This window comes from Serpentinimonas maccroryi (assembly GCF_000828915.1).
Classification (GTDB): Bacteria; Pseudomonadota; Gammaproteobacteria; order Burkholderiales; family Burkholderiaceae_C; genus Serpentinimonas; species Serpentinimonas maccroryi.
The window spans coordinates 1,980,550-2,002,799 of record NZ_AP014569.1 but is presented as its reverse complement, the minus strand read 5'-3'; the positions used below and the strand labels follow the sequence as shown (position 1 = coordinate 2,002,799).

Annotated in this window: 27 protein-coding genes; 22 read left to right on the top strand and 5 right to left on the bottom strand. The window is 68.2% G+C overall.

Translation table 11 applies throughout. The features are described 5' to 3' along the window. Window positions 1-11: 11 nt before the first annotated feature. The 12 genes from SMCB_RS09305 to hisD all read left to right on the top strand — a co-directional run bounded on the left by SMCB_RS09305 (window position 12) and on the right by hisD (window position 9,694). Window positions 12-875, top strand: a complete 864-nt coding sequence (locus SMCB_RS09305) for an ABC transporter ATP-binding protein (RefSeq protein ID WP_045536541.1) — start codon at window positions 12-14, stop codon at window positions 873-875. Then, window positions 872-1,654 carry a lipid asymmetry maintenance ABC transporter permease subunit MlaE gene (gene mlaE, locus SMCB_RS09300; RefSeq protein WP_045536539.1) on the top strand — a complete coding sequence of 261 codons (783 nt, stop codon included), beginning with the start codon at window positions 872-874 and terminating at the stop codon, window positions 1,652-1,654. The genes SMCB_RS09305 and mlaE overlap by 4 nt, the downstream gene beginning before the upstream one ends. A gap of 13 nt (window positions 1,655-1,667) precedes the next feature. Next, on the top strand, window positions 1,668-2,153 hold the full coding sequence (mlaD, locus tag SMCB_RS09295; RefSeq protein WP_045536532.1) for an outer membrane lipid asymmetry maintenance protein MlaD: 486 nt from the start codon (window positions 1,668-1,670) through the stop codon (window positions 2,151-2,153). A gap of 52 nt (window positions 2,154-2,205) precedes the next feature. Next, window positions 2,206-3,036, top strand: a complete 831-nt coding sequence (locus tag SMCB_RS09290) for an MlaA family lipoprotein (RefSeq protein WP_082027341.1) — start codon at window positions 2,206-2,208, stop codon at window positions 3,034-3,036. A gap of 72 nt (window positions 3,037-3,108) precedes the next feature. Continuing rightward, window positions 3,109-3,795 carry an MlaC/ttg2D family ABC transporter substrate-binding protein gene (locus tag SMCB_RS09285; protein WP_052468487.1) on the top strand — a complete coding sequence of 229 codons (687 nt, stop codon included), beginning with the start codon at window positions 3,109-3,111 and terminating at the stop codon, window positions 3,793-3,795. 21 nt (window positions 3,796-3,816) lie between these two features. Continuing rightward, complete coding sequence (locus SMCB_RS09280) at window positions 3,817-4,179, top strand: STAS domain-containing protein (protein ID WP_045537964.1); 363 nt, start codon at window positions 3,817-3,819, stop codon at window positions 4,177-4,179. Window positions 4,180-4,213: 34 nt separating this feature from the next. Next, a complete protein-coding gene (locus SMCB_RS09275) occupies window positions 4,214-5,146 on the top strand; it encodes an ABC transporter ATP-binding protein (protein ID WP_045536528.1) in 933 nt (310 codons plus the stop codon). Beyond that, the gene (locus SMCB_RS09270; RefSeq protein WP_045536526.1) at window positions 5,143-5,898 is read left to right on the top strand and encodes an ABC transporter permease; all 756 of its coding nucleotides are present in this window, start codon (window positions 5,143-5,145) and stop codon (window positions 5,896-5,898) included. Before SMCB_RS09275 ends, SMCB_RS09270 begins: the two co-directional genes overlap by 4 nt. Window positions 5,899-6,000: 102 nt before the next feature. Beyond that, complete coding sequence (locus SMCB_RS09265) at window positions 6,001-6,252, top strand: BolA family protein (RefSeq protein WP_045530565.1); 252 nt, start codon at window positions 6,001-6,003, stop codon at window positions 6,250-6,252. A 63-nt stretch (window positions 6,253-6,315) separates the two neighbouring features. Then, window positions 6,316-7,602, top strand: coding sequence for a UDP-N-acetylglucosamine 1-carboxyvinyltransferase (murA, locus tag SMCB_RS09260; RefSeq protein WP_045536524.1), 1,287 nt, complete (start codon window positions 6,316-6,318; stop codon window positions 7,600-7,602). Then, window positions 7,599-8,321 carry an ATP phosphoribosyltransferase gene (gene hisG, locus SMCB_RS09255; RefSeq protein WP_045536522.1) on the top strand — a complete coding sequence of 241 codons (723 nt, stop codon included), beginning with the start codon at window positions 7,599-7,601 and terminating at the stop codon, window positions 8,319-8,321. The genes murA and hisG overlap by 4 nt, the downstream gene beginning before the upstream one ends. After that, window positions 8,321-9,694, top strand: coding sequence for a histidinol dehydrogenase (hisD, locus tag SMCB_RS09250; protein WP_045536520.1), 1,374 nt, complete (start codon window positions 8,321-8,323; stop codon window positions 9,692-9,694). The genes hisG and hisD overlap by 1 nt, the downstream gene beginning before the upstream one ends. Before the next feature lie 5 nt (window positions 9,695-9,699). Here the strand turns inward: hisD and SMCB_RS09245 are convergent, their stop codons facing one another. Further along, the gene (locus SMCB_RS09245; RefSeq protein WP_052468485.1) at window positions 9,700-10,614 is read right to left on the bottom strand and encodes a MerR family transcriptional regulator; all 915 of its coding nucleotides are present in this window, start codon (window positions 10,612-10,614) and stop codon (window positions 9,700-9,702) included. Window positions 10,615-10,941: 327 nt separating this feature from the next. On the opposite strand from SMCB_RS09245, the gene SMCB_RS09240 reads away from it, so the two are divergent. The 7 genes from SMCB_RS09240 (at window position 10,942) to SMCB_RS09210 (ending at window position 17,815) form a co-directional block, all read left to right on the top strand. After that, window positions 10,942-12,303 (top strand): NAD(P)/FAD-dependent oxidoreductase, encoded by a 1,362-nt coding sequence (locus tag SMCB_RS09240; RefSeq protein WP_045537963.1) that lies wholly within the window; start codon window positions 10,942-10,944, stop codon window positions 12,301-12,303. Next, complete coding sequence (locus SMCB_RS09235) at window positions 12,300-13,073, top strand: DUF1365 domain-containing protein (RefSeq protein WP_045536516.1); 774 nt, start codon at window positions 12,300-12,302, stop codon at window positions 13,071-13,073. The genes SMCB_RS09240 and SMCB_RS09235 overlap by 4 nt, the downstream gene beginning before the upstream one ends. Window positions 13,074-13,251: 178 nt before the next feature. Continuing rightward, the gene (locus SMCB_RS09230; protein WP_045536514.1) at window positions 13,252-14,487 is read left to right on the top strand and encodes an SAM-dependent methyltransferase; all 1,236 of its coding nucleotides are present in this window, start codon (window positions 13,252-13,254) and stop codon (window positions 14,485-14,487) included. Next, window positions 14,484-15,134 carry a chalcone isomerase family protein gene (locus SMCB_RS09225; protein ID WP_082027340.1) on the top strand — a complete coding sequence of 217 codons (651 nt, stop codon included), beginning with the start codon at window positions 14,484-14,486 and terminating at the stop codon, window positions 15,132-15,134. The genes SMCB_RS09230 and SMCB_RS09225 overlap by 4 nt, the downstream gene beginning before the upstream one ends. Before the next feature lie 108 nt (window positions 15,135-15,242). After that, window positions 15,243-16,499 (top strand): MFS transporter, encoded by a 1,257-nt coding sequence (locus SMCB_RS09220; RefSeq protein WP_045537959.1) that lies wholly within the window; start codon window positions 15,243-15,245, stop codon window positions 16,497-16,499. A gap of 61 nt (window positions 16,500-16,560) precedes the next feature. After that, a complete protein-coding gene (locus SMCB_RS09215) occupies window positions 16,561-17,325 on the top strand; it encodes an SDR family NAD(P)-dependent oxidoreductase (RefSeq protein ID WP_338056273.1) in 765 nt (254 codons plus the stop codon). 40 nt (window positions 17,326-17,365) lie between these two features. Beyond that, window positions 17,366-17,815, top strand: coding sequence for a nuclear transport factor 2 family protein (locus SMCB_RS09210; protein WP_045536510.1), 450 nt, complete (start codon window positions 17,366-17,368; stop codon window positions 17,813-17,815). An 18-nt stretch (window positions 17,816-17,833) separates the two neighbouring features. On the opposite strand, the gene SMCB_RS13190 is transcribed toward SMCB_RS09210, so the two are convergent. The 4 genes from SMCB_RS13190 to hisC all read right to left on the bottom strand — a co-directional run bounded on the left by SMCB_RS13190 (window position 17,834) and on the right by hisC (window position 19,941). Then, a complete protein-coding gene (locus tag SMCB_RS13190; RefSeq protein ID WP_268747539.1) occupies window positions 17,834-17,968 on the bottom strand; it encodes a hypothetical protein in 135 nt (44 codons plus the stop codon). An 84-nt stretch (window positions 17,969-18,052) separates the two neighbouring features. Beyond that, window positions 18,053-18,532 carry a hypothetical protein gene (locus tag SMCB_RS09205; protein ID WP_045536509.1) on the bottom strand — a complete coding sequence of 160 codons (480 nt, stop codon included), beginning with the start codon at window positions 18,530-18,532 and terminating at the stop codon, window positions 18,053-18,055. After that, a complete protein-coding gene (locus tag SMCB_RS09200; RefSeq protein ID WP_045536506.1) occupies window positions 18,529-18,828 on the bottom strand; it encodes a nucleotidyltransferase family protein in 300 nt (99 codons plus the stop codon). Before SMCB_RS09200 ends, SMCB_RS09205 begins: the two co-directional genes overlap by 4 nt. Before the next feature lie 18 nt (window positions 18,829-18,846). Continuing rightward, complete coding sequence (gene hisC, locus SMCB_RS09195; protein WP_045536504.1) at window positions 18,847-19,941, bottom strand: histidinol-phosphate transaminase; 1,095 nt, start codon at window positions 19,939-19,941, stop codon at window positions 18,847-18,849. 113 nt (window positions 19,942-20,054) lie between these two features. Between hisC and hisB the strand changes: the two genes are divergently transcribed. From hisB to hisA, 3 genes are all read left to right on the top strand, one after another. Then, window positions 20,055-20,642: an imidazoleglycerol-phosphate dehydratase HisB gene (gene hisB / locus SMCB_RS09190; protein WP_045537957.1), complete on the top strand. Its 588-nt coding sequence runs from the start codon at window positions 20,055-20,057 to the stop codon at window positions 20,640-20,642. A 70-nt stretch (window positions 20,643-20,712) separates the two neighbouring features. After that, a complete protein-coding gene (hisH, locus tag SMCB_RS09185; RefSeq protein ID WP_045536502.1) occupies window positions 20,713-21,390 on the top strand; it encodes an imidazole glycerol phosphate synthase subunit HisH in 678 nt (225 codons plus the stop codon). 115 nt (window positions 21,391-21,505) lie between these two features. Further along, complete coding sequence (gene hisA / locus SMCB_RS09180) at window positions 21,506-22,246, top strand: 1-(5-phosphoribosyl)-5-[(5-phosphoribosylamino)methylideneamino]imidazole-4-carboxamide isomerase (RefSeq protein ID WP_045536500.1); 741 nt, start codon at window positions 21,506-21,508, stop codon at window positions 22,244-22,246. Window positions 22,247-22,250 lie beyond the last annotated feature (4 nt).

The window sequence follows — 22,250 nt, the reverse complement described above, 5'->3', positions numbered from 1 at the left end:
ACCCCCTCTATATGAACCCCACCGCCCCACCCCCTCTGGTCGAGCTGCAGCACGTGCGCTTTGGTTACGGCCCGCGCCCGATTCTCGACGGCCTGTCGCTGACGGTGCCGCGTGGCCGCGTCACGGCGGTGCTGGGCGCATCGGGCGGCGGCAAAACCACGGTGTTGCGCCTGATCGGTGGCCAGCAGCGGGCGCAAGCCGGGCAGGTGCGCTTTGACGGCCTCGAGGTGGGCGCGCTCGACTTGGCCGGCCTGTATGCGGTGCGCCGGCGCATGGGCATGCTGTTCCAGTTCGGCGCCTTGTTCACCGACCTGAATGTTTTTGACAACGTCGCCTTCCCGCTGCGCGAGCAAACGACTTTGTCTGAGGGGCTGATCCGCGACATCGTGCTCATGAAGCTCGACGCCGTGGGCTTGCGCGGCGCGCGCGACCTGCTGCTGTCTGAGATCTCGGGCGGCATGGCGCGCCGCGTGGCGCTGGCGCGCGCGATCGCGCTCGACCCCGAACTGGTGCTCTACGACGAGCCCTTTGCCGGGCTGGACCCGATCTCGCTGGGCACCATCGCGCGCCTGATCCGCCAGCTCAACGACGCCATGGGCCTGACCAGCATCCTGGTGTCGCACGACGTGCACGAAACCCTGGCCATTGCCGACCACGTGGTGGTGCTGGCCCATGGCCGTGTGGCCGAGCAGGGCAGCCCACAGCAGGTGCGCGAAAGCACCGACCCCTTGGTGCACCAGTTCATCCACGCCGAGCCCGAGGGGCCGGTGCATTTTCACTACCCGGCGGCCTCGGTGGCCGACGATTACGGCTTGGGTACGCCCCCAGCTCGCTCCTCCCGCTCCTCCCGCCCTGCCGATGGAGGCCGCCGGTGACGCAAAGAACGCTCTCGCACATCGGTTTTGCGGTGCGCCAGTGGCTCGCCAGCTTGGGGTTTGGCGCGCGCTTGCTGCTGCGCCTCTTCGTGCTGCTGCCGGCGGTGCTGCGCCGCTACCCCTTGCTGCGCGACCAAATCCACTTTTTGGGCAACTACTCGCTGGCCATCATCGGTGTCTCGGGCCTGTTCGTGGGCTTTGTGCTGGCGCTGCAGGGCTACTACATCCTGAACCAGTTTGGCTCCACCGAGGTGCTGGGCTTGCTGGTGGCCTTGAGCCTGATCCGCGAACTCGGGCCGGTGATCGGGGCGCTGCTGTTTGCGGGCCGTGCCGGCACCTCGCTCACGGCCGAAATCGGCCTCATGAAAGCCGGCGAACAGCTCAGCGCCATGGAGATGATGGCGGTGGACCCGATCGCGCGCATTTTGGCGCCGCGTTTCTGGGCCGGTGTGATCGTGCTGCCGGTGCTCGTCACCGTGTTTAGCGCCGTCGGCATCTTGGGCGGCTGGTTGGTGGGCGTGCATCTGCTGGGTGTCGATGCTTCGGCTTATTGGGGCCAGATGCAGGCCGGGGTCGATGTCTGGAGCGACGTGGGCAACAGCCTCGTCAAGGGGCTGGTGTTTGGCATCGCGGTGACGTTCATCGCGCTGCTGCAGGGCTATCTGGCCACGCCCACGCCCGAAGGGGTGGCGCGCGCCACCACGCGCACCGTGGTCATGGCCTCGCTGGCGGTGCTGGGGCTGGACTTTGTCCTGACGGCGCTGATGTTTGGAGTGTGAGGGGAAAACGCATATGCAAAGCTCGGTCAAAGATGTGTGGGTGGGCCTGTTCGTGCTGCTGGGGGCGCTGGCGTTGCTGTTTTTGTCGCTGCAGGCGGCCAACTTGTTGCAGATCAATTGGCAGCCCACCTACCAGGTGACGGCGCGCTTTGACAACATCGGCGGCCTGCGCGCCGGGGCCACGGTGCGCAGCGCCGGGGTGCCTGTCGGGCGGGTGCAGGCCATCACCTTCAACGACCAGACTTTTCAGGCCGACGTCACGCTGGTGCTTCAAAAGCGCTATGCTTTTCCCAGCGACAGCTCGTTTCAAATCCTGACCAGCGGCCTGCTGGGTGAGCAGTACGTGGGCATCGTGCCCGGCGGGGCCGACGAAAACCTGGCCGACGGGGCCACGGTCACGCTGACGCAGTCGGCGATCGTGCTCGAGAATCTGATCGGACAGTTTTTGTTCAACCGCGCCGCCGACTCCGGTGCCGACGGTGCCGCTGCCAGCCAGTGAGCGCGCAGCGATGGGGTGGGATGGATAAAGCATCAATGGAGGGATCGAAAAAATGAACCGTTTACAGGGCGTGAAAAATGTGCAGGGCGTGCAGATTGCGCATGGTGCCGCACACCCCCCGCCGCGCGCCGGGTGGCTGGGCCTAGGCTGCGCAACCTTGGCGCTGATGGTCTTGAGCGGCTGCGCCACCGGCCCCGACGCCAACCCCCAAGACCCGCTGGAGCCGCTCAACCGCCAGGTGCAGCAGTTCAACGACGCCGTGGACCGCACCATCGCGCGCCCCATCGCCGTCGCCTACCGCGACACCGTGCCCTCGCCGCTGCGCACCGGGGTCAACAACTTTTTCAACAACCTGCGCGACGTTTGGTCGTTCGTCAACGCCAGTCTGCAGGCGCGGCCGCAAGAGGCGGTGGAAAACTTCACCCGCGTCAAGATCAACACTTTCTTTGGCTTTGGCGGCGTGCTCGACATCGCCACCGAGGCTGGGGTCGAGCGCACCCCGCTTGATTTTGGCCACACCTTGGGGCGCTGGGGCGTGCCGCCTGGCCCCTATCTGGTGCTGCCGCTCATGGGTCCATCCACCTTGCGCGATGCCGTGGGCCAGGTGGTGGGCCAAAACGCCGACCCGATCGGCACCGTGGAGCCCAGCGCCGACCGCGGCGCACTCACGGTGTTGCGCCTGACCGACAACCGCGCCGACCTGTTGCCCGCCACCGACATGGTGGACCGCATCGCGCTGGACCGCTACAGCTTCATCCGCGATGCGTTTTTGCAACGCCGTGCGGCGCAAATCCGCACCGATGAGTTCCCCGATGAGGAGGAATCCGCGCCCGAAGCTGCTCCCGCTCCCGCTCCCGCCCCCACTTCGGTGCCGGCACAGTAAGCGATGCAAGCAAATGCAACATCTGCGCCCTGAAACCGGCCGGACCGGCTTGGGCGCTGCACAATACCCGTCATGAAACACGACTTGCCACCACTCACTCTGCCCGCGGCCTCGCGCCGCGCTGCGCTCTACGCCCTTGGTGCCCTTGGAACCCTCGGGGTGGTGGGCGCTGCCCTGCTGGCGCCTGCCCGGGTGGCTGCGCAAACCCTCGAGGCTCCCGATGCGCTCATCATGCGCGTGGGCCTCGAGGTGCTGCGCCAGATCCAAGCCGACCCGGTGTTGCGCAGCGGCGACATCGACCGCATCATGGCGCTGGTGGATGGCCAGCTGATGCCGCACGTCAACTTTCGCCGCATGACCGCCTCGGCCGTGGGGCGCTTCTGGCGCCAGGCCACACCCGAGCAGCGCACCCGGTTGCAAGACGAGTTCAAACTGTTGCTGGTGCGCACCTACTCGGGTGCCCTCAGCCACGTGACCGACCAAACGCTGGTGCTGCGCCCCAGCCGCTTCACCCCGCAAGACACCGAGGTGGTGGTGCGCACCGAGCTGCGCGGGCGCAGCGAACCGATCCAGATCGACTACCGGCTCGAGCGCACCCCGCAGGGCTGGAAGGTATTTGACTTCAACGTCATGGGCATCTGGCTGGTGGACACCTACCGCAACCAGTTCACCACCGAGATCAACGCCCGCGGCATCGACGGCCTGATCGCGGCGCTGACCGAGCGCAACCGCGCCGGTGCGGCGGCGGCGCGCACCTGAGCCCCCCACGCGACCATGCCCATGAGCACGGCCCCCAGTGCAGTCTTGGCCGCGCCCCGCAGCCTGCCCGACTTGCCGCAGCGCCTGACGCACGAGCAGGCCGATGCCTACGTGCAGCGCTGTCTGGCGGTGATGGAGTCAGGCGGCGCTGTCCCTGTGTCCCCAGCCACCGCCGTTTCGCCCGCGCCAGCCCAGACTGCCGCCGCCCTCTGGTCGCTCGATGCCGCTGCCTTGCAGCACTTCGATTCGTCGGCGCTGGCGGCGCTGCTGGCGGTGGCGCGCTTGCTGCAGGCGCGGGGCGGCCGCCTGCAGGTGCTGCACATGCCGCTGCGCCTGCGCGAACTGGCGGCCCTTTACGGCGTGAGCGAACTGCTGGCCGCTTAAGGCTATAAAATGGCCGGTTTAGCCGCGCCACCTCATGCCCCTTAGCTCTGCCACTGCCGCCGTATCGTTTCAGCAGGTCTCGAAGCGCTACCGCAGCGCCGGCGCCGAGCTGCAGGCGCTCGACGGCGTGAGCTTTGACATCGAGCCGGGCGAGTTTTTTGGCCTGCTCGGCCCCAACGGCGCCGGCAAAACCACCCTCATCAGCATCTTGGCCGGTTTGGCGCACGCCAGCAGCGGCCGCGTGACCGTGCTCGGTGCCGACGTGGCCAGCGACTACGCCACCGCGCGCCGGCGCCTGGGCGTGGTGCCGCAAGAGCTGGTGTTTGACCCCTTTTTTACGGTGCGCGAGGCGCTGCGCTTTCAGTCGGGCTACTTCGGCATCCGCGGCAACGAAGGCTGGATCGACGAGCTGCTGGCCGGCTTGGGGTTGGCCGACAAGGCCAACGCCAACATGCGCCAGCTCTCGGGCGGCATGAAGCGGCGCGTGCTGGTGGCGCAGGCGCTGGTGCACCGCCCGCCGGTGATCGTGCTCGACGAGCCCACCGCCGGCGTCGATGTCGAGCTGCGCCAAACGCTGTGGCAGTTCATCTCTGGGCTCAACCGCCAAGGCAGCACGGTGTTGCTCACCACCCACTACCTCGAAGAAGCCGAGGCGCTGTGCGGGCGCATCGCCATGCTCAAAGACGGGCGGGTGCTGGCGCTGGAGCGCACCTCGGTGCTGCTCAAGCGCGCCAGCAGCGCCAAGGTGCTGCGCTTCAAAACCGACCAAGCCTTGCCGCCGGCGCTGGCGGCGCAGGCGCGGGTGACCGGGCGCGTGGTGCAGTTGCCGGTGCCCGACGCGGCTGCGCTCGAGCGCACCTTGGCCGAGTTGCGCCTGGCCGGCCTGCAGATCGACGACCTCGAAATCAGCCAAGCCGACCTCGAAGACGTGTTCCTCGAGCTGATGCGTGCGGGGGTGGCGTCATGAGCGGCTGGCAGACCCTGTTTTACAAAGAGGTGCTGCGCTTCTGGAAAGTGGGCTTTCAGACCGTGGCGGCGCCGGTGGTCACGGCGCTGTTGTATCTGCTGATCTTTGGCCACGTGCTGCAAGACCGCGTGCAGATGTTTGAGGGCGTGCTCTACACCAGCTTTTTGCTGCCAGGTCTGATCATGATGAGCGTGTTGCAAAACGCCTTTGCCAACAGCTCGTCGAGCCTGATCCAAAGCAAGGTCATGGGCAACTTGGTGTTCGTGCTGCTCACGCCGCTGTCGCACTGGGCCTGGTTCGTGGCCTACGTGGGCTCGTCGATCGTGCGCGGGCTTGCGGTGGGCTTGTGCGTGTGGCTGGTGACGGTGTGGTTTGTGGGCGTGTACATCGCTTATCCGCTCTGGATTCTGGTGTTTGCCGTGCTCGGGGCCGGGCTGCTCGGGGCCTTGGGCGTGATCGCCGGGCTGTGGGCCGACAAGTTTGACCAGATGGCGGCGTTTCAGAACTTCCTCATCCTTCCGGCCACGTTTTTGAGCGGTGTGTTTTACTCCATCCACTCGCTGCCGCCGTTTTGGCAGTTCGTCAGCCACCTGAACCCGTTTTTCTACATGATCGACGGCTTTCGCTACGGCTTCCTCGGCCAGGGCGATGTTTCGCCATGGCTGTCGCTGGCGGTGCTCGGCGTTGCTTGGGTGCTGGTCGGCGGGCTGGCGCTGCATCTGCTCAAATCGGGCTATAAGCTGCGGCACTGACGCGCCGGCGCCCCCACTTCGTTATCCTATCGCTGGCCGCATTTTTTTGGCACAACCCCAAAGCATTCCGCACCCAGCATTCCACACCAGGCACCCGACACCATGACCGCGCAAGAACTGCAAACCCTCATCGCCGCCCACCTCGACTGCCTGCACCTCGAGGTGAACGGCGACGGCCGCCACTGGTACGCCGTGGTGGTTTCGCCCGCCTTTGAGGGCAAGCGCCTGATCGCGCGCCACCAGATGGTCTATGCCGCGATGGGCGAGCGCATCCGGCGCGACGAGGTGCACGCGCTCTCGATGCAAACGCACACCCCGGCCGAATGGTCGGCGCGCCAAGCCAACCCGGCTTAATCGACTGCGCGCGGCCAGCCCCACCCAGGCGCTCCCCCAACCCTCCACCGCCCACCCCCACCCATGGACAAACTGCGCATTCAAGGCGGCCAGCGCCTGCACGGCGAGGTGCCGATCTCGGGCGCCAAAAACGCCGCCCTGCCCGAGCTCTGCGCCACCTTGCTCACCGACGAGCCGGTGACGCTGCGCAACGTGCCGCGCCTGCGCGACGTGGCCACCATGCGCCGCCTGCTGGAACACATGGGCGTGCAGGTGCAGACCCACGGCGAGCGCGGCGGCCTGACGCTGCACGCCGGCGCGGCGCTCGAGCCGCTGGCCCCCTACGAGCTGGTCAAGACCATGCGCGCCTCGGTGCTGGTGCTCGGGCCGCTGTTGGCGCGGCTGGGGCGGGCGCGGGTGTCGCTGCCGGGCGGTTGCGCCATCGGCTCGCGCCCGGTCGATCAGCACATCAAGGGCTTGCAGGCCATGGGGGCGCAGATCGCCATCGAGCACGGCTACATGGTGGCGCAGCTGGCACCGGGCCAGAGCCGGCTGCGCGGCGCGCGCATCGCCACCGACATGATCACCGTCACCGGCACCGAAAACTTCCTCATGGCTGCCACCTTGGCCGAGGGCGAAACCGTGCTCGAAAACGCCGCCCAAGAGCCCGAAGTCACCGATCTGGCCGAGCTGCTGATCGCCATGGGGGCGCAGATCGAGGGCCACGGCAGCAGCCGCATCCGCATCCAGGGCGTCGAGCGCCTGCACGGGGCCGAGCACGCGGTGGTGGCCGACCGCATCGAGGCCGGCACCTTTTTGTGCGCCGTGGCCGCTTGCGGCGGTGCCGTGCACCTGCGCCACGCCCGCGGCGAGCACCTCGAGGCGCTGATCGAAAAGCTGCGCGAGGCCGGGGTGTCGGTGCAAGCCAGCGCCGACGGCTTGCAGGTGCAGTCGCCCGGCGCGGCGCTGCTGCGCGCGCAGAGCTTTCGCACCACCGAATACCCGGGCTTCCCGACCGATATGCAGGCCCAGTTCATGGCCCTCAACGCCGTGGCGCAGGGCAGCAGCAGCGTCACCGAAACCATTTTCGAGAACCGCTTCATGCATGTGCACGAGTTGCAGCGGCTCGGGGCCAAAATCCGCATCGACGGCCGGCTGGCGCTGATCGAAGGGCTGGGCGGCAGCGGCGCGCACCTGTCGGGCGCCACCGTCATGGCCACCGACTTGCGAGCCTCCGCCAGCTTGGTCATCGCCGGGCTGGTGGCCGAGGGCGAAACCGTGGTCGATCGCATCTACCACCTAGACCGCGGCTACGATCAGATGGAGCTCAAACTGCGCGCCCTGGGCGCCCAAATCGAGAGGATCGCATGAGTGCCGACCGCATCACGCTGGCCCTGTCCAAAGGCCGCATCTACGACGAAACCCTGCCGCTGCTGCAAGCCGCCGGCATCGAGGTGCTGGAGCACCCCGAGCGCTCGCGCAAGCTGATCCTGCCCACCAACCACCCGGCGCTGAATGTGGTGCTGGTGCGCGCCTCCGACGTGCCCACCTACGTGCAGTACGGCGGCGCCGACTTGGGCGTGTGCGGCAAAGACACGCTGCTCGAACACGAGGCCGAGTGGGGCGGGGCGGCCAACGTCGGGCTGTATCAGCCGCTCGATCTGCAGATCGCGCGCTGCCGCATGAGCGTGGCGGTGCGCGCCGATTTTGACTACGTGCGCGCCGTGCGCCAAGGCGCGCGCATCCGCGTGGCCACCAAATACGTGGCGATCGCGCGCGAGTTTTTTGCCAGCAAAGGCGTGCACGTCGATCTGATCAAGCTCTACGGCAGCATGGAACTGGCGCCCTTGACCGGGCTCGCCGACGCCATCGTCGATCTGGTCTCGACCGGCAACACGCTCAAGGCCAACCAGCTGGTGGAGGTCGAGCGCATCATGGACATTTCCTCGCGCCTGGTGGTCAACCAGGGAGCGCTCAAGGTCAAGCGCGCGCTGCTGCGGCCGCTGCTCGATGCCTTTGCGCAGGCGGCGCCGCAAGCGCAAGCCGCCCAGTCCGCTGGGGCCGCCCCGGCGCCGGGGGTGCTGGCATGATGACCACGCCCGCTGCACCTGCTGCATCCGCCGCACTCACCACGCCTTTGCAAGCGCGCCCGCTGCGCCTGAGCACGCAGCAGCCCGACTTCGAGGCCCAATTCGCCCAGCGCCTGCACTGGTCGGCCGCGGCCGACGCCGCCATCGAGCAGCGCGTGCTCGATATCGTGGCCGACGTGCGCGCCCGCGGCGACGCCGCCGTGCTCGACTGCACGCACCGCTTCGACCGCCTGCACGCCCCGAGCATGGCGGCGCTGGAGTTGCAACCGTCGGAACTGCAAGCCGCCTTTGAGCAGATCCCCGACGCCCAGCGCGAGGCGCTGCTGCAAGCGGCCGCGCGCGTGCGCCGCTACCACGAGGCCCAGCTGCAGGCCTGCGGCCAAAGCTGGAGCTACCGCGACGCCGACGGCAGCTTGCTGGGGCAAAAGGTCACGCCGCTCGAGCGCGTGGGCATCTACGTACCCGGCGGGCGCGCCGCGTACCCGTCCTCGGTGCTGATGAACGCCATACCGGCCCAAGTGGCGGGGGTGGCCGAGATCGTGATGGTGGTGCCCACGCCCGACGGCACCAAAAATGCGCTGGTGCTGGCCGCCGCCCACGTGGCCGGGGTCACGCGCGCCTTCACCATCGGCGGCGCGCAGGCGGTGGCGGCGCTGGCCTATGGCACCCAGAGCGTGCCCCGGGTGGACAAGATCACCGGCCCCGGCAACGCCTACGTGGCCAGCGCCAAAAAGCACGTGTTTGGCCAAGTGGGCATCGACATGATCGCCGGCCCGAGCGAGATTCTGGTGCTGGCCGACGGCAGCACGCCGCCCGACTGGGTGGCCATGGATTTGTTCAGCCAGGCCGAGCACGACGAGCTGGCGCAGTCGATCCTGCTCAGCCCCGACGCGGCTTACCTCGATGCGGTGCAGGCGGCGATCGATCGCCTGCTGCCCGAGATGCCGCGCGCCGCCATCATCGCCGCCAGCCTCAACGGCCGCGGCGCCCTGATCCAGACCCGCAGCCTCGAAGAAGCCTGCGCCATCAGCAACCGCATCGCGCCCGAGCACCTCGAGCTCGCCTGCCGCGAGCCGCAGCGCTGGGAGCCGTTGCTGCAGCACGCTGGCGCCATTTTCATGGGCGCCTACACCAGCGAGAGCCTAGGCGACTACTGTGCCGGCCCCAATCACGTGCTGCCCACGGCCGGCACGGCGCGCTTTTCCAGCCCGCTCGGGGTCTATGATTTTCAAAAACGCAGCAGCCTGATCGAGGTCAGCGCCGCCGGCGCGCAGACGCTGGGCCGCATCGCCAGCGTGCTTGCGCACGGCGAGGGCCTGCAGGCGCACGCCCGCGCGGCCGAGATGCGGCTGCACCCGTCCACAAACGGCTAAGGCGCTCAAGCGGCGCTGTGCTCGGCCCGCCACTGCGCCACCACCGCCTCGAGCTCGCAGGCGCGGCGCAAGGCGGTCACGCCCGCAGGCAGGCGCGGCGAGCGCAGCACCGGGGCGTTGCCGCCCACCCACAGCGCCACCGTGCTGGGCAGCTGCGCGCGCAGCTGGCGCAAGGCGGTTAGCACCTCGTTGGGCGGGTGGGGCGAGCTAAAGCTCAAGGCCACGGCGTCGATCTGCAGCTGCTGCGCCGCCGCCAGCACCTCGAGCACCGGGGTGGTGGGGCCCAGCGCAAAGCGCTGGCAGTGTTGCAGCGCCAGAAAGCACTCGGCCATCAGCAGCCCCAAGGCGTGGTGTTCGTTGGGTAGCGTGGTGAGCAACACCCGGGGCGGGGTGCCGCTGTGGCCTTGCTGATCGAGCTGCACCAGCGCTTGGCGCAGCACCGATTGCACGATCTCGCTGTGCAGGTGCTCTTGGAACACCGAAATGCGTTCGTCCAACCACGCCTGCCCCACGGCCACGCTCAAGGGCACGATGAAATCCTCGATCGTCTGCCCCAGCCCGTGGCGCAGCAGCTGCTCGTGCAGCCGCAGGCGCAGGGTCTCGGTTTGGTTCGCTTGCAGCGCGCTGAGCCACTGCTGGCACAGCACGGGCTCCAGCGCAGGGTGGGGTGAAGGGGGCTGGCCGGCGTGCTGCGCCTGCAACCGCTCCTGCAGCCGGGCTTGCAGCTCGGCCTCGGGCAGGGGCACCACCTGGTGCGGTCGCTGCCCAGCATCCAGCAGGCGCTTGATCAGGCGCAGGCGCTGCAGCTGGGCTTCGTCGTAGCGGCGCTCGCCATGGGCGTCGCGGCTGGGGTTGGGAAAGCCGTAGCGGCGCTCCCAAACGCGCAGCGTGTCTTTGCCCAAACCGGTTTCACGCTCCATGTCTGCAATAGACAAAATGAGCGGGGCAGGTGGGGGTGTAAGGCGCTTGAGCATCGATTGCGATCATGCCACAAAAGCCCGCTGGATTGTGCTTTGTGGACCAATCTATGCCAATTTTCTCTTTACTTTACGCAGGTTATGGTTGTGCGCGGTGCTCGATCGAGGGCTGCAGCGGGGGCCTAACGCGGGCTTGGTCGGGCATTATGTGGCCCTCGGTTGCAGACCAATCTTTTTTCGCGCATACTACGTTTGTCTAAGACAAAAACAGGATCTGCTATGCCCTCTCCCGACCACGCCAGCCATCAGCCCGCGCCTGCTGCCACTGCCTTGCGCGTGGCCGTGGTGGGCTCGGGCATCGCCGGGCTGGCGGCTGCCTATGCGCTGCGCACGCACGCCCACGTGACCCTGTTCGAGGCCGGGCCCTACTTTGGCGGCCACACCCACACCGTGGACGTGACCCTGCCCGGCCCCGACGGCGCCGTCTGCACGCACGGTGTCGATACGGGTTTTTTGGTCTACAACGAGCGCACCTACCCGCGTCTGATTGCCCTGCTGGCCGAGCTCGGGGTGCCGTCAGCAGCTTCGGATATGTCGTTTTCGGTGCAGGTGCCGCAGGGCGCGCGCTGGCTGGAGTGGAGCGGCACCGATTTGGGTACTGTGTTTGCGCAGCGGCGCAACCTGCTCGACCCACGCTTTTGGGGTATGTTGCGCGACCTGCTGCGCTTCAACGCCCTGTGCACGCGGCTGGCGCAAAGCGGCGACCAAGCCGAGGCCATGCAGCAGCCCTTGCAGGATTTTTTGCAGCAGCACCGCTTTGGCGCTGCCTTTCGCGACTGGTACCTGCTGCCCATGCTGGGCTGCATCTGGAGCTGCCCCACCGACCAAATGCTGCAATTCCCCGTGGCCACCATGGTGCGCTTTTGCCACAACCACGGGCTGATTCAAATCCGCAACCGGCCGCAGTGGTTTACCGTGCGCGGCGGCGCGCGCCAGTATGTGCAAAAAATCGTCGCCAGCCTGCCCGATGCGCGCCTCAACGCCCCGGTGCAGCGCATCGAGCGCGACGAGCACGGCGCTTGGCTGCACAGCCCAGCCGGGGTCGAGCGCTTTGACCTGGTGGTGGTGGCCACCCACACCGACCAAGCGCTGGCGCTGCTCGATCAGCCCAGCGCCGCCGAGCAAGCCGTGCTGGGCGCCATCCGCTACCAGCACAACCGCGCCGTGCTGCACACCGACACGGCGGTGCTGCCGCAGCAGCGCAGCGCTTGGGCGGCGTGGAACTACGAGCGCGCCGCCGACGCCGGCAGCGAAGCGGCCCGTGTCTGCTTGCATTACCTCATCAACCGCTTGCAGCCGCTGCCCTTTGCGCAGCCGGTGGTGGTGTCGCTCAACCCGGTGCGCGCCATCGATCCGGCCAAAGTCATCCGGCAGATCGACTACGCGCACCCGGTGTTTGACCAAGCCGCCATCGCCGCCCAGCGCCGCTTGGCCGAGCTGCAAGGGCAGCAGCACACCTGGTTTTGTGGCGCTTGGGCCGGATACGGTTTTCACGAAGACGGGCTCAAATCCGGCCAAGCGGCGGCCCAAGCCCTGCTGCGTGCTGCCGCATTTGTTCAGGGTGCGCCGCGTTCGGGGCAGACGCGCGCTCCCGCGCAACCCAGCCCCGCGCTGCACGAGGTGCCGGCGTGAGCACGGCGCCGCAAGCCTACGTCGGCTTCGGCCAGGTGCGCCACACGCGCCTGCGCCCGCGGCGCAACGCCTTTGTCTATCCCACCTGCTTTTTGCTGCTGCCCATGCGCGATTTGGCCCAAGCCGCGCCGGCCTTGGCGCGCAACCGCTGGGCCCCGATCAGCTTTTACGACGGCGACCACGGCGACGGCCGCACCCCACAGCAGGGCGGGGCGCTGGCGTGGGTGGATGAGCTGCTGCGCGCACACGGCATCGACGACGCCGACGGCCAAATCTGGCTGCACTGCTACCCCAGGGTGTGGGGCCACACCTTCAAGCCGGTGAGCTTTTGGTACTGCGAGCGCGCCGACGGCAGCTTGCGCGCCGTGCTGGCCGAGGTCAACAACACCTTTGGCGAGCGCCACTGCTACCTCCTGGACCAGCCGCGCGAGGGGCAGGAGTGCCGCGCCAGCAAGGTCTTTCACGTTTCACCCTTTTGCCAGGTGCAGGGCTGGTACCGCTTTAGGTTCATGCGTCGCCTGGATGGCGCGCAGCCGCGCACGGTGGTGCGCATCGACCACGACGACGACGCCGGCCCCTTGTTGCAGACCAGCGTCAGCGGCACCCTGCAAGCGCTCGATGCCGCCAGCCTGCGCCAAGCGCTGTGGGCGCACCCGGCGCTGACGCTGCTGCTGCTGCTGCGCATCCATTGGCAGGCGCTCAAGCTCTGGCTCAAGCGCACCGGTTTCCAGCGCAAGCCCGAGCCCCCCAAAGCCTTTGTCAGCCAATGAAGCCCCGTCATCCTCATTTGCCCCCTTTCTTGCACACCTAGCCCCAGGAGCGTCTGCCGTGAACACCCAATCGACTCCCTTTCAAGACCCGTCTTCCAGCACCTTGTCGGCGGCTTGGGGCGCTTGTGCAAGCAACACCGGTTGGCCCGGCGCGGCGAGTTCGAGTTCGAGTTCCCCTTTGGCAACGAGCCAATCCCCAGCCAAGCGCCCGCCTTGGGCGGCGCGCACCTTGCAGCGGCTGTTGCAGCAACTGGGGCACGGCCGGCTGGCGGTGCATTGGCCCGACGGGCAATGCGCACACTATGGCCCGGGCTCGGAGCGCGAACCCACGGTTGAGGTTCGGGTGCATGACTGGGGCGTGTGTGCCGCTGTGCTTAAGTCGGGCGACATCGGTTTTGGCGAGGCCTACTTGGCGGGCCAGTGGGACACGCCCGATTTGGCTGGATTGCTGCGCCTGCTGCTGCGCAACCGCGCCGTGATCGAACGCCTGATCCACGGTCACTGGGCCGGGCGGCTGCTGCACCGGGTGCGGCACTGGCTCAACCGCAACACGCGCGTCAACAGCCGCAAAAACATCCAGGCCCACTACGACTTGGGCAACGATTTTTACCGCCTTTGGCTCGACGCCGGCATGAACTACTCCAGCGCCTGGTTCCAAGGCCAGCCCGGCGGCAACCTCGAGGCCGCCCAGCGCGCCAAGCTGCGCCGGGCTCTGCACATGGCCGGCTTGCAGTCGGACCGGCCGGGCCAGCGCGTGCTCGAAATCGGTTGCGGCTGGGGCGCGCTGGCCGAGCAAGCAGCGCACGAGTTTGGTGCCCACGTCACCGGCATCACCTTATCGGACGAGCAACTGGCCTACGCGCAACAGCGCTTGCAGGCCCAAGGGCTGGCGCAGCGGGCCGATCTGCGGCTGCAAGACTACCGCGACCTGCGCCTAGGAACTGACGAGGCGCCGTTCGATGCCATCTGCTCGATCGAAATGGTCGAGGCCGTGGGGCGCGCATACTGGCCCACCTACTTCGACACCGTGGCGCGGCTGCTCAAGCGCGGCGGGCGCGCCTGCATTCAAAGCATCGTCATCCGCGACGAGCTCTACGGCGCCTACGTGTCCTCGACCGACTTCATCCAGCAGCACGTGTTCCCCGGTGGCTGCTTGCCCAGCGCCGCCGAGTTCAGGCGCCAGGCGGCGGCGGCGGGGCTGCGCGTGGTCGATGAGCTGGCTTTTGGCCCCGACTACGCCGAGACCTGCCGCCGCTGGCACCGCGCCTACTTGGCGCAACGCGATACCGTGCGCGCGCAGGGCTTCGATGGCCGCTTCGAGCGCCTGTGGACCTTTTACCTCGCCTACTGCGAAGCCGGCTTCGACGAAGGCGACATCGACGTGATCCAGTTCACGCTGGAGCACGCACCATGAGCGCGCACTCTTCAAACCGCCTGCTGGCCCAGCCCCAACCGCTGGCGCCCGAGCAAAACCAGCGGCGCGCGCTCTTGCGCCAGCTGCTGCTGCCGGCTGCGGCGGCTGTGTGTGCCGGCAACTGGAGCAGCGCGGCCTTGGCCCAAACCCAAGCCCCCCTGTCCAACGAACCACCAGCCGGCGAGCCCTCGCCCGTGCCGGGCTTGCGCTGGTCGGGCCAGGGCCTGTTGCGGGTGTGGGGCTTTGAGGTTTACCGGGCCCGGCTGTGGGTGGGGCCGCGCTTCAACCCCGCCGACCACGCCTCCGACGCGCTGGCGCTCGAGCTGGAGTATCTGCGCGCCTTCAGCGCCGCCTCGATCGCCAGCCGCTCGATCGAGGAGATGCGGCGCCAGCAGCCCATCGCCCCCGACCAAGGCGAGCGCTGGCAGCGCGCCTTGCAAGCCGTGCTGCCCGATGTGCGCGCCGGCGACCGCCTGCTGGGCGTGTACCGGCCGGGGCAAGCGGCCCAGTTTCGCCAGCCCAACCGGGCGCTGGGCGAAGTGCCCGACCCGCTGTTTGCGCGGTTGTTTTTTGGCATCTGGCTGGCTCCGACCACATCCGAGCCCGGCTTGCGCGCCGCCTTGCTCGGCTTGCCGGCGCGCGGCTAAACACAGGCCACCGCCGTGCCACCTGCCGCCACGCCCGCGCTCAGCCAAGCCCCCCTTGCGGCCGACGCGCAGGCGGACGCCACACCTGCGGCCCCCGCAGCCCCCGATTTGCGCTGGCCGGGCACGCTGGCCTACGGCGCGCTGGGCTTTCCGCTGGCTTTTGTGGCGCTGCCGCTGTACGTGCTGCTGCCGCACCACTACGCCACCGAGTTTGGCGTGGCGCTGGCCACGCTGGGGGCGCTGCTGCTGGGTGCGCGCCTGTTCGACGCCTTGGTGGACCCGTGGCTGGGCCGCGCCAGCGACCGCCTCTACGCCCGCTCGCCGCGGGTGGTGCTGGGCACCGGGCTGGTGGCGGCGCTGGTGCTGGCGCTGGGCCTGACGGCGCTGTTTTTCCCGCCGGTGCGCGCGCAGCAGGCCTTGCTGCTGTGGGCGTGGGTGGCGCTTGTGCTGTCGTATCTGGCGTTTAGCTGGTTGAGCATCTGCCACCAGGCTTGGGGGGCGCGGCTCGGGGGCGACGCGCCCACGCGCGCGCGCATCGTCGCTTGGCGCGAAGGGGCTGGGCTGTGCGGTGTGGTCACGGCGTCGGTGCTGCCCACCTTGCTCGGTCTGCCGGTGATGGTGGCGGTGTTTGCCGTGGCGCTGGCGCTGGCGTGGTGCGCTTGGGCGCTGGCGCCGCGCCCGGCTTTGGGCTGGTTGCGCCACGGCGTGGGTGCGTCCGAGCTCTGGCTGCCGTGGCGCCAGCCGGGCTTGAGGCGCCTGATGGCGGTGTTCATCTTCAACGGCATCGCCAGCGCCATCCCGGCCACGCTGCTGCTGTTTTTTATCCAAGACCGCTTGCAGCTCAGCGACGCCATGCAGCCCCTGTTTTTGGGCAGCTACTTTGTGGCCGCGGCGCTGGGGCTGCCGCTGTGGGTGCGGCTGGTGCGGCGCTGGGGGCTGGTGCGCACGTGGCTGGGCGCGATGGTCATGGCGGTGGCGGTGTTTGGCTGGGCCGCCACCTTGGGGGCGGGCGATTGGCAGGCCTTTTTGCTCATCTGCATCTTGTCTGGGGTGGCGCTGGGCGCCGACCTGACGCTGCCGCACGCCTTGCTCGCCGGCCTGATTCAGCGCCAAGGCGACCACGGCGCCCGCGAAGGGGCCTACTTTGGCTGGTGGAGCTTTGCCGCCAAGCTCAACCTGGCGCTGGCCGCTGGGTTGGCGCTGCCGCTGCTGGGCTGGTGGGGCTACGAGCCGGGCGACAGCAGCGCCCAGGGTTTGCAGGCCCTGTCGTGGGCCTACGCACTGCTGCCCTGCGCCCTCAAGCTGATGGCGGCGGCCCTGCTGTGGTTTTTTTGGCGCCGCGACCCGGTGCTGATGCAGGCCTAAACCGACGAGCCCACGAACCCCACGAACCCCAAGAACTCCACGAAACCCACGAATGCAGCCCATGAACCCAAAAATCACCGACTGGCACGGCCGCACCGTGTGGCTCGTGGGCGCCTCGAGCGGCATCGGGCGCGCGCTGGCCAGCGCCTTGCACGAGCGTGGCGCGCGCGTGGTGCTGTCGGCGCGCCAAGCAGAGGCGCTGCAAGAATTTGTCGCGCAGCACCCCGGCAGCGTGGCTTTGCCGCTGGATGTGTGCCAGCCCAAGCAGGTGCAGGCGGCCGCCCAAAGCCTGCTGCAATCCGGCCCCATCGATCTGGTGTGCTACTTGGCCGGCCACTACCTGCCCATGCGCGCCAACGAGCTCGATCTGGCCCAAGTGCTGCGCCACCAAGAGGTGAACCTGAGCGGCGTGTGGGTCCTGCTCGATGCGCTGCTGCCGGCCCTGCTGGCGCGCCGCGCCGGGCACATCAGCTTGGTCAGCAGCGTGGCCGGCTTTAGGGGTCTGCCCAAGAGCCTGGCCTACGGCCCCACCAAAGCGGCCCTGATCAACCTCGCCGAAACCCTGTACCTCGACTTGCAGCCCCAAGGGCTGGGTGTGAGCCTGATCAACCCCGGCTTTGTGGCCACCCGCCTGACGGCGCAAAACGACTTCAAAATGCCCGCGCTGATCGAGCCCGAGCAGGCCGCAGCGGCGATTTTGCAAGGCTGGGCAGCGGGCGACTTTCACATCCACTTTCCCAAACGCTTCACGCGCCTGATGCTGCTGCTGCGCCTGCTGCCCTACCGCTGGTACTTTGCTGCGGTGCGCCGGGGCACGGGACTGTAGATTGCGCCTAATGGTTTTACCCCCGCACCCAGCCCCCACCATGAACCCCCACGATCACGCCGTCGCCGAACTGGTGCTTTTTTATGAGCAGCTCAGCCCCGCCAGCCTCGGGCAGCTGGGCCGCCACTACGCCCCCGATGCGCGCTTCAAAGACCCCTTCCACGAGGTGCAGGGCGTGCCCGCCATCGAGGCCATCTTTACCCAGATGTTTGCGCGCTTGCAGCAGCCGCGCTTTGTCGTGGGCACCTGCGTGGTGCAGGGCGAGCAGGCTTTTTTGCTCTGGGATTTTGAGTTTCGCTTCGCCGCACGCGGCCAAGCCGCCAGCGCCGGCGCGCTGCAGACCATCCGTGGTTGCAGCCACCTGCTGCTGGGCCCCGACAGCCGCGTGCGCCTGCACCGCGACTACTGGGACGCCGCCGAAGAGCTGTACGAAAAGCTGCCGCTGCTGGGCACGCTGATGCGCTGGCTCAAGCGCCGCGCCGGGGCTTGAGCGGTTGTGCTGGCCCGGTTACCCAGCGCTTTTCCGGGCTGCGGCCATCGCCGCACAGCGCGCATCGCGCTGCAAAGCGGCCACAAAAGCCTGCCCAATGGCCCCGCTGGCCCCGCACACCACGGCGCGGTAGGGTTCGGGCAAAGATTGCATTGAAGGGTGTTGCATGGGTTGGGAGGGAAAGCGCACCGGCTCGAAGCCCAAACCTTGGCGCTGTGATCAGGGCGCAGCCGTGTGCTAGAGCCAGCCGCGCTGGTGTACTTCGGCCACCATACGCTCAGCGGCTAGGTTCAGCGTGTCGGTGTAGGTGCGCCCGGCGTCGAGCGCGGCCCAGAGCAAGAGCGGGTCTTCGACATAATCGTGCACCATCTGGTTGCGCAGGGCGCGCATGGTGAACCAAGAATCGGCCGAATCGATCAGGCCCAAGCGCTCGGCGCGGTCTAGGTTGTCGGCCACCGAGGCCACCCGTTCACCCAAAGCGGCCAGCAGTGCAGGCAGCAGTTTGTCGCCCAAGGTGTCTTGCAAGCGCCCAAAACGGCCCACAAAAGCCTCGACGCAGTCGGCCAGCGCCGGGTGGTCCTCAAGGCGGCTGATGGCTTGGGCATCAAACCCAGCCACAAACAAGCGCTGTCGGGTATCGAGCAGATGGCGCGCTTCCTTGCCCACGACCCGGCACAAAAAACGCAAGCGCTCGCGCTGCGCCGCATCGGGCCTCACAGCAGCACCCCTTGGCTGCGCGCGATCTGGTGGATCGGCAGCTGCTTGAGGCCGGGGGCGTCGATCAGCACATCGACCTTGCGCCCGTGCAGCGCGCGCGACACGCGCCCGGCCAGTTGCGCCGCCAGCAAGGCCGGGTTGGCTGGCAGGCTGGGCAGCTCGAGCAACAAATCCACGTCGCCGCCGCGCAAGTGATCGTGCAGGCGTGAGCCGTAAAGGCGCACCCGGGCCTGTGCACCCGCCAGCTCAAGGGCCTGGGCGCGGATGAGGTGGGCGTGCTCGGCAGACAGGCGCATGGTGCGGTGCTTTCAAGCTCAGGTGGGTTGCACCGCCACCCGCTCCACCACCTCGGTCAGCGCCGCCACCAGCGCCGCGCACTGCTCGGGCGTGCCCACGGTGATGCGCAAAAAGGCGTCGATGCGCGGCGCGGCAAAGTGGCGCACCAGCACCGCGCGCTGGCGCAGTGCGGCGGCCAAATCGGCGCCGCGGTGCGCTGGGTGGCGCGCAAACACAAAATTGGCCGCCGACGGCAGCACCTCAAAGCCCAGCGCCTCGAGCTGATCATTCAGCCAGGCGCGGGTGTCGATCACGCGCTGGCAGTTGGCGCCAAAGTGGGCCTCGTCGGCCACCGATGCCAGCGCGCCGGCCAGCGCCAGCCGCCCCAGCGGGTAGGAGTTGAAGCTGTTTTTCACCCGCTCCAGCGCCTCGATCAGCGGCGCTTGGCCCAGCGCGTAGCCCACGCGCAGGCCGGCCAAGGCGCGGCTCTTGGAGAAGGTCTGCACCACCAGCAGGTTCGGGTATTTGGGCACCAGCTCGGCGGCGCTCTGGCCGCCGAAGTCGATGTAGGCTTCGTCCACCAGCACCACCGCGTCCGGGTTGCCGGCCACGATGCGCTCCACCCCATCGAGCGCCAGCAGCCGGCCCGTGGGGGCGTTGGGGTTGGCAAAGATGATGGCGCCGGCGCGCTCACCGCCAGGGTGCGGCAGGTAGTCGTCGGGGGCTAGGCTGAAGTCGGGGCGCAGCGCGATGGTGCACGCGCTCAGGCCATAGAGGCGGCAATAGACCGGGTAAAAGCTGTAGCTGATGTCGGGCAGCCACAGCGGCCGCTCGTGCTTGAGCAGCGCCATGAAGGCGTGCGCCAGCACCTCATCCGAGCCGTTGCCCACAAACACCTGCTCGGGCAGCAGGCCGTGGCGCTGCGCCAGCGCGGCCTTGAGCGCGGCGGCGTTGGGGTCGGGGTACAGGCGCAGGCCCTCGTCGGCCGCAGCGCGCATGGCCGCCAGCGCCAGCGGCGAAGGCCCGTAGGGGTGTTCGTTGGTGTTGAGCTTGACCAGATTGGCGATCTGGGGCTGTTCGCCCGGCACGTAGGGGGTCAGGCCGTGCACCACGGCGCTCCAGTAGCGGCTCATCGGGGGGGTGGGGCAGAGGTGTAGTGGGGCTGGAATGGTATCATGGCAGTCGAGATTTCCCCCTTTGCTCCCGTTTTGCCACCGCCGTGCAACCCTCCGAATCCAGCAGCCCCATGCGGCAAGCCGACGTCACCCGCCAGACCCTCGAGACGCGCATCCGCGTCGCCCTCAACCTCGACGGCAGCGGCGTGGCCAGCTTGCGCAGCGGCATCGGCTTTCTGGACCACATGCTCGAGCAGATCGCGCGCCACGGCCTGATCGACCTGACCGTGGAGTGCGAAGGCGATTTGCACATCGACGGCCACCACACCGTCGAAGACATCGGCATCACCATCGGCCAGGCGCTGGCGCGCGCCGTGGGCGACAAGCGCGGCATCCGCCGCTACGGCCACGCCTACGTGCCGCTGGACGAAGCCCTGAGCCGCGTGGTGGTCGATTTTTCGGGCCGCCCGGGCCTGCACATGGACGTGCGCTTCACCGCCTCGCGCTTGGGCGAGCTCGACACCCAGCTGGTGTACGAATTTTTTCAGGGGCTGGTGAACCACGCCGGCATCACGCTGCACATCGACAACCTCAAAGGCATGAACGCGCACCACCAGTGCGAGACCATTTTCAAGGCCTTTGCCCGCGCCCTGCGCGCCGCGCTCGAGCCCGACCCGCGCGCGCCGGCCGCCATGCCCTCGACCAAAGGCTGCCTATGAGCCCGGCTGCCGCCGTCGCGCTGGCGCCGTCTGTGGGCCAGCCGCACAAACACCCAAGCCATCCCCAGCCATGAAGCCGCAAACCGTGGCCGTGGTCGATTACGGCATGGGCAACCTGCGCTCGGTGGCGCAAGCGCTGCGCGCCGCAGCGCGCACGCTCGAAGCGCCGTTCGAGGTCGTGGTGACTGACAGCGCGCAGGTGCTGCGCGAGGCCGACCGCGTGGTGCTGCCCGGCCAAGGGGCCATGCCCGACTGCATGGCCGAGCTCGAGCGCAGCGGCCTGCTGCCGGCGCTGCAGCACGCCGCCGCACACAAGCCGCTGTTTGGCGTCTGCGTGGGGATGCAGATGCTGCTCGACCACTCCGAAGAGGGCGACACCCCCTGCCTGGGCCTGATCCCTGGCCAAGTGCGCCGCTTCAGGCTGGATGGCCAGAAGCACCCCGACGGCAGCCGCATCAAGGTGCCGCAGATGGGCTGGAACCAGGTCTGGCAAGGCCCCGTGGGCGCAGCCCAGCCGCATCCCCACCCGCTGTGGCACGGCATCCCCGACGGCAGCCACTACTACTTCGTGCACAGCTTCTACGCCCAGCCCGCCGACCCGGCGCACGGCGTGGGCCGCACCGACTACGGCGGCCCCTTCGTCAGCGCCTTGGCGCGCGACAACCTCTTTGGCACCCAGTTCCACCCCGAAAAGAGCGCCGACCAAGGGCTGGCCCTGTACCGCAACTTTTTGCGCTGGGTGCCCTGAACGCGCCGCGCTGCCCCCAATTTCAAGACCAGCCCAGCAAGCGCCAGCCACCAGCCGCCCGCCCGCATCAAGCCCTCATCTTCTACTCAAACCCCTCAGCCACCAGCCCCCCGCCATGTTGCTCATCCCCGCCATCGACCTCAAAGACGGACAATGCGTGCGCCTCAAACAAGGCGACATGGAGCAGTCCACCGTGTTTGGTGACGACCCCGCCGCCATGGCGCGCCACTGGGTGGGCTTGGGCGCGCGCCGGGTGCACTTGGTGGACCTCAACGGCGCCTTTGCCGGCAAGCCCAAAAACGAAGCCGCCATCCGCAGCATCTTGGCCGAGCTCCGCGACGAAGTCGATGTGCAGCTCGGCGGCGGCATCCGCGATCTCGACACCATCGAGCGCTACCTCGACGCCGGGCTGCGCTACGTCATCATCGGCACCGCAGCGGTCAAAAATCCCGGCTTTTTGCACGACGCCTGCAGCGCCTTTGGCGGCCACATCATCGTCGGGCTCGACGCGCGCGACGGCAAAGTGGCCACCGACGGCTGGAGCAAACTCACCGGGCACGACGTCGTCGATCTGGGCAAAAAATTCCAAGACTACGGCGTCGAATCCATCATCTACACCGACATCGGGCGCGACGGCATGCTCAGCGGCATCAACATCGAAGCCACCGTGCGCCTGGCGCAAGCGCTCACCATTCCCGTGATCGCCTCGGGCGGCTTGGCGGGCCTAGACGACATCGAGCGCCTGTGCGCGGTCGAAGACGAAGGCGTGCAGGGCGTGATCTGCGGGCGCTCGATCTACAGCGGCGACCTCGACTTTGCTGCGGCGCAGCGGCTGGCCGACGCCTACCCACGCTAAAAGC

Excerpts from the sequence above, each read along its gene's own strand:
- mlaD (WP_045536532.1), top strand. The coding sequence starts at position 1,668 with ATGCAAAGCTCGGTCAAAGATGTGTGGGTGGGCCTGTTCGTGCTGCTG.
- SMCB_RS09290 (WP_082027341.1), top strand. The coding sequence starts at position 2,206 with ATGAACCGTTTACAGGGCGTGAAAAATGTGCAGGGCGTGCAGATTGCG.
- SMCB_RS09285 (WP_052468487.1), top strand. The coding sequence starts at position 3,109 with ATGAAACACGACTTGCCACCACTCACTCTGCCCGCGGCCTCGCGCCGC.
- SMCB_RS09280 (WP_045537964.1), top strand. The coding sequence starts at position 3,817 with ATGAGCACGGCCCCCAGTGCAGTCTTGGCCGCGCCCCGCAGCCTGCCC.
- SMCB_RS09200 (WP_045536506.1), bottom strand. The coding sequence starts at position 18,828 with ATGCGCCTGTCTGCCGAGCACGCCCACCTCATCCGCGCCCAGGCCCTT.
- hisB (WP_045537957.1), top strand. The coding sequence starts at position 20,055 with ATGCGGCAAGCCGACGTCACCCGCCAGACCCTCGAGACGCGCATCCGC.
- SMCB_RS09215 (WP_338056273.1), top strand. The coding sequence starts at position 16,561 with ATGAACCCAAAAATCACCGACTGGCACGGCCGCACCGTGTGGCTCGTG.
- SMCB_RS09305 (WP_045536541.1), top strand. The coding sequence starts at position 12 with ATGAACCCCACCGCCCCACCCCCTCTGGTCGAGCTGCAGCACGTGCGC.
- hisD (WP_045536520.1), top strand. The coding sequence starts at position 8,321 with ATGACCACGCCCGCTGCACCTGCTGCATCCGCCGCACTCACCACGCCT.
- hisA (WP_045536500.1), top strand. The coding sequence starts at position 21,506 with ATGTTGCTCATCCCCGCCATCGACCTCAAAGACGGACAATGCGTGCGC.
- hisC (WP_045536504.1), bottom strand. The coding sequence starts at position 19,941 with ATGAGCCGCTACTGGAGCGCCGTGGTGCACGGCCTGACCCCCTACGTG.
- SMCB_RS09270 (WP_045536526.1), top strand. The coding sequence starts at position 5,143 with ATGAGCGGCTGGCAGACCCTGTTTTACAAAGAGGTGCTGCGCTTCTGG.
- SMCB_RS13190 (WP_268747539.1), bottom strand. The coding sequence starts at position 17,968 with ATGCAATCTTTGCCCGAACCCTACCGCGCCGTGGTGTGCGGGGCCAGC.
- SMCB_RS09225 (WP_082027340.1), top strand. The coding sequence starts at position 14,484 with ATGAGCGCGCACTCTTCAAACCGCCTGCTGGCCCAGCCCCAACCGCTG.
- SMCB_RS09245 (WP_052468485.1), bottom strand. The coding sequence starts at position 10,614 with ATGGAGCGTGAAACCGGTTTGGGCAAAGACACGCTGCGCGTTTGGGAG.
- hisG (WP_045536522.1), top strand. The coding sequence starts at position 7,599 with ATGAGTGCCGACCGCATCACGCTGGCCCTGTCCAAAGGCCGCATCTAC.
- SMCB_RS09210 (WP_045536510.1), top strand. The coding sequence starts at position 17,366 with ATGAACCCCCACGATCACGCCGTCGCCGAACTGGTGCTTTTTTATGAG.
- SMCB_RS09265 (WP_045530565.1), top strand. The coding sequence starts at position 6,001 with ATGACCGCGCAAGAACTGCAAACCCTCATCGCCGCCCACCTCGACTGC.
- murA (WP_045536524.1), top strand. The coding sequence starts at position 6,316 with ATGGACAAACTGCGCATTCAAGGCGGCCAGCGCCTGCACGGCGAGGTG.
- hisH (WP_045536502.1), top strand. The coding sequence starts at position 20,713 with ATGAAGCCGCAAACCGTGGCCGTGGTCGATTACGGCATGGGCAACCTG.
- SMCB_RS09275 (WP_045536528.1), top strand. The coding sequence starts at position 4,214 with ATGCCCCTTAGCTCTGCCACTGCCGCCGTATCGTTTCAGCAGGTCTCG.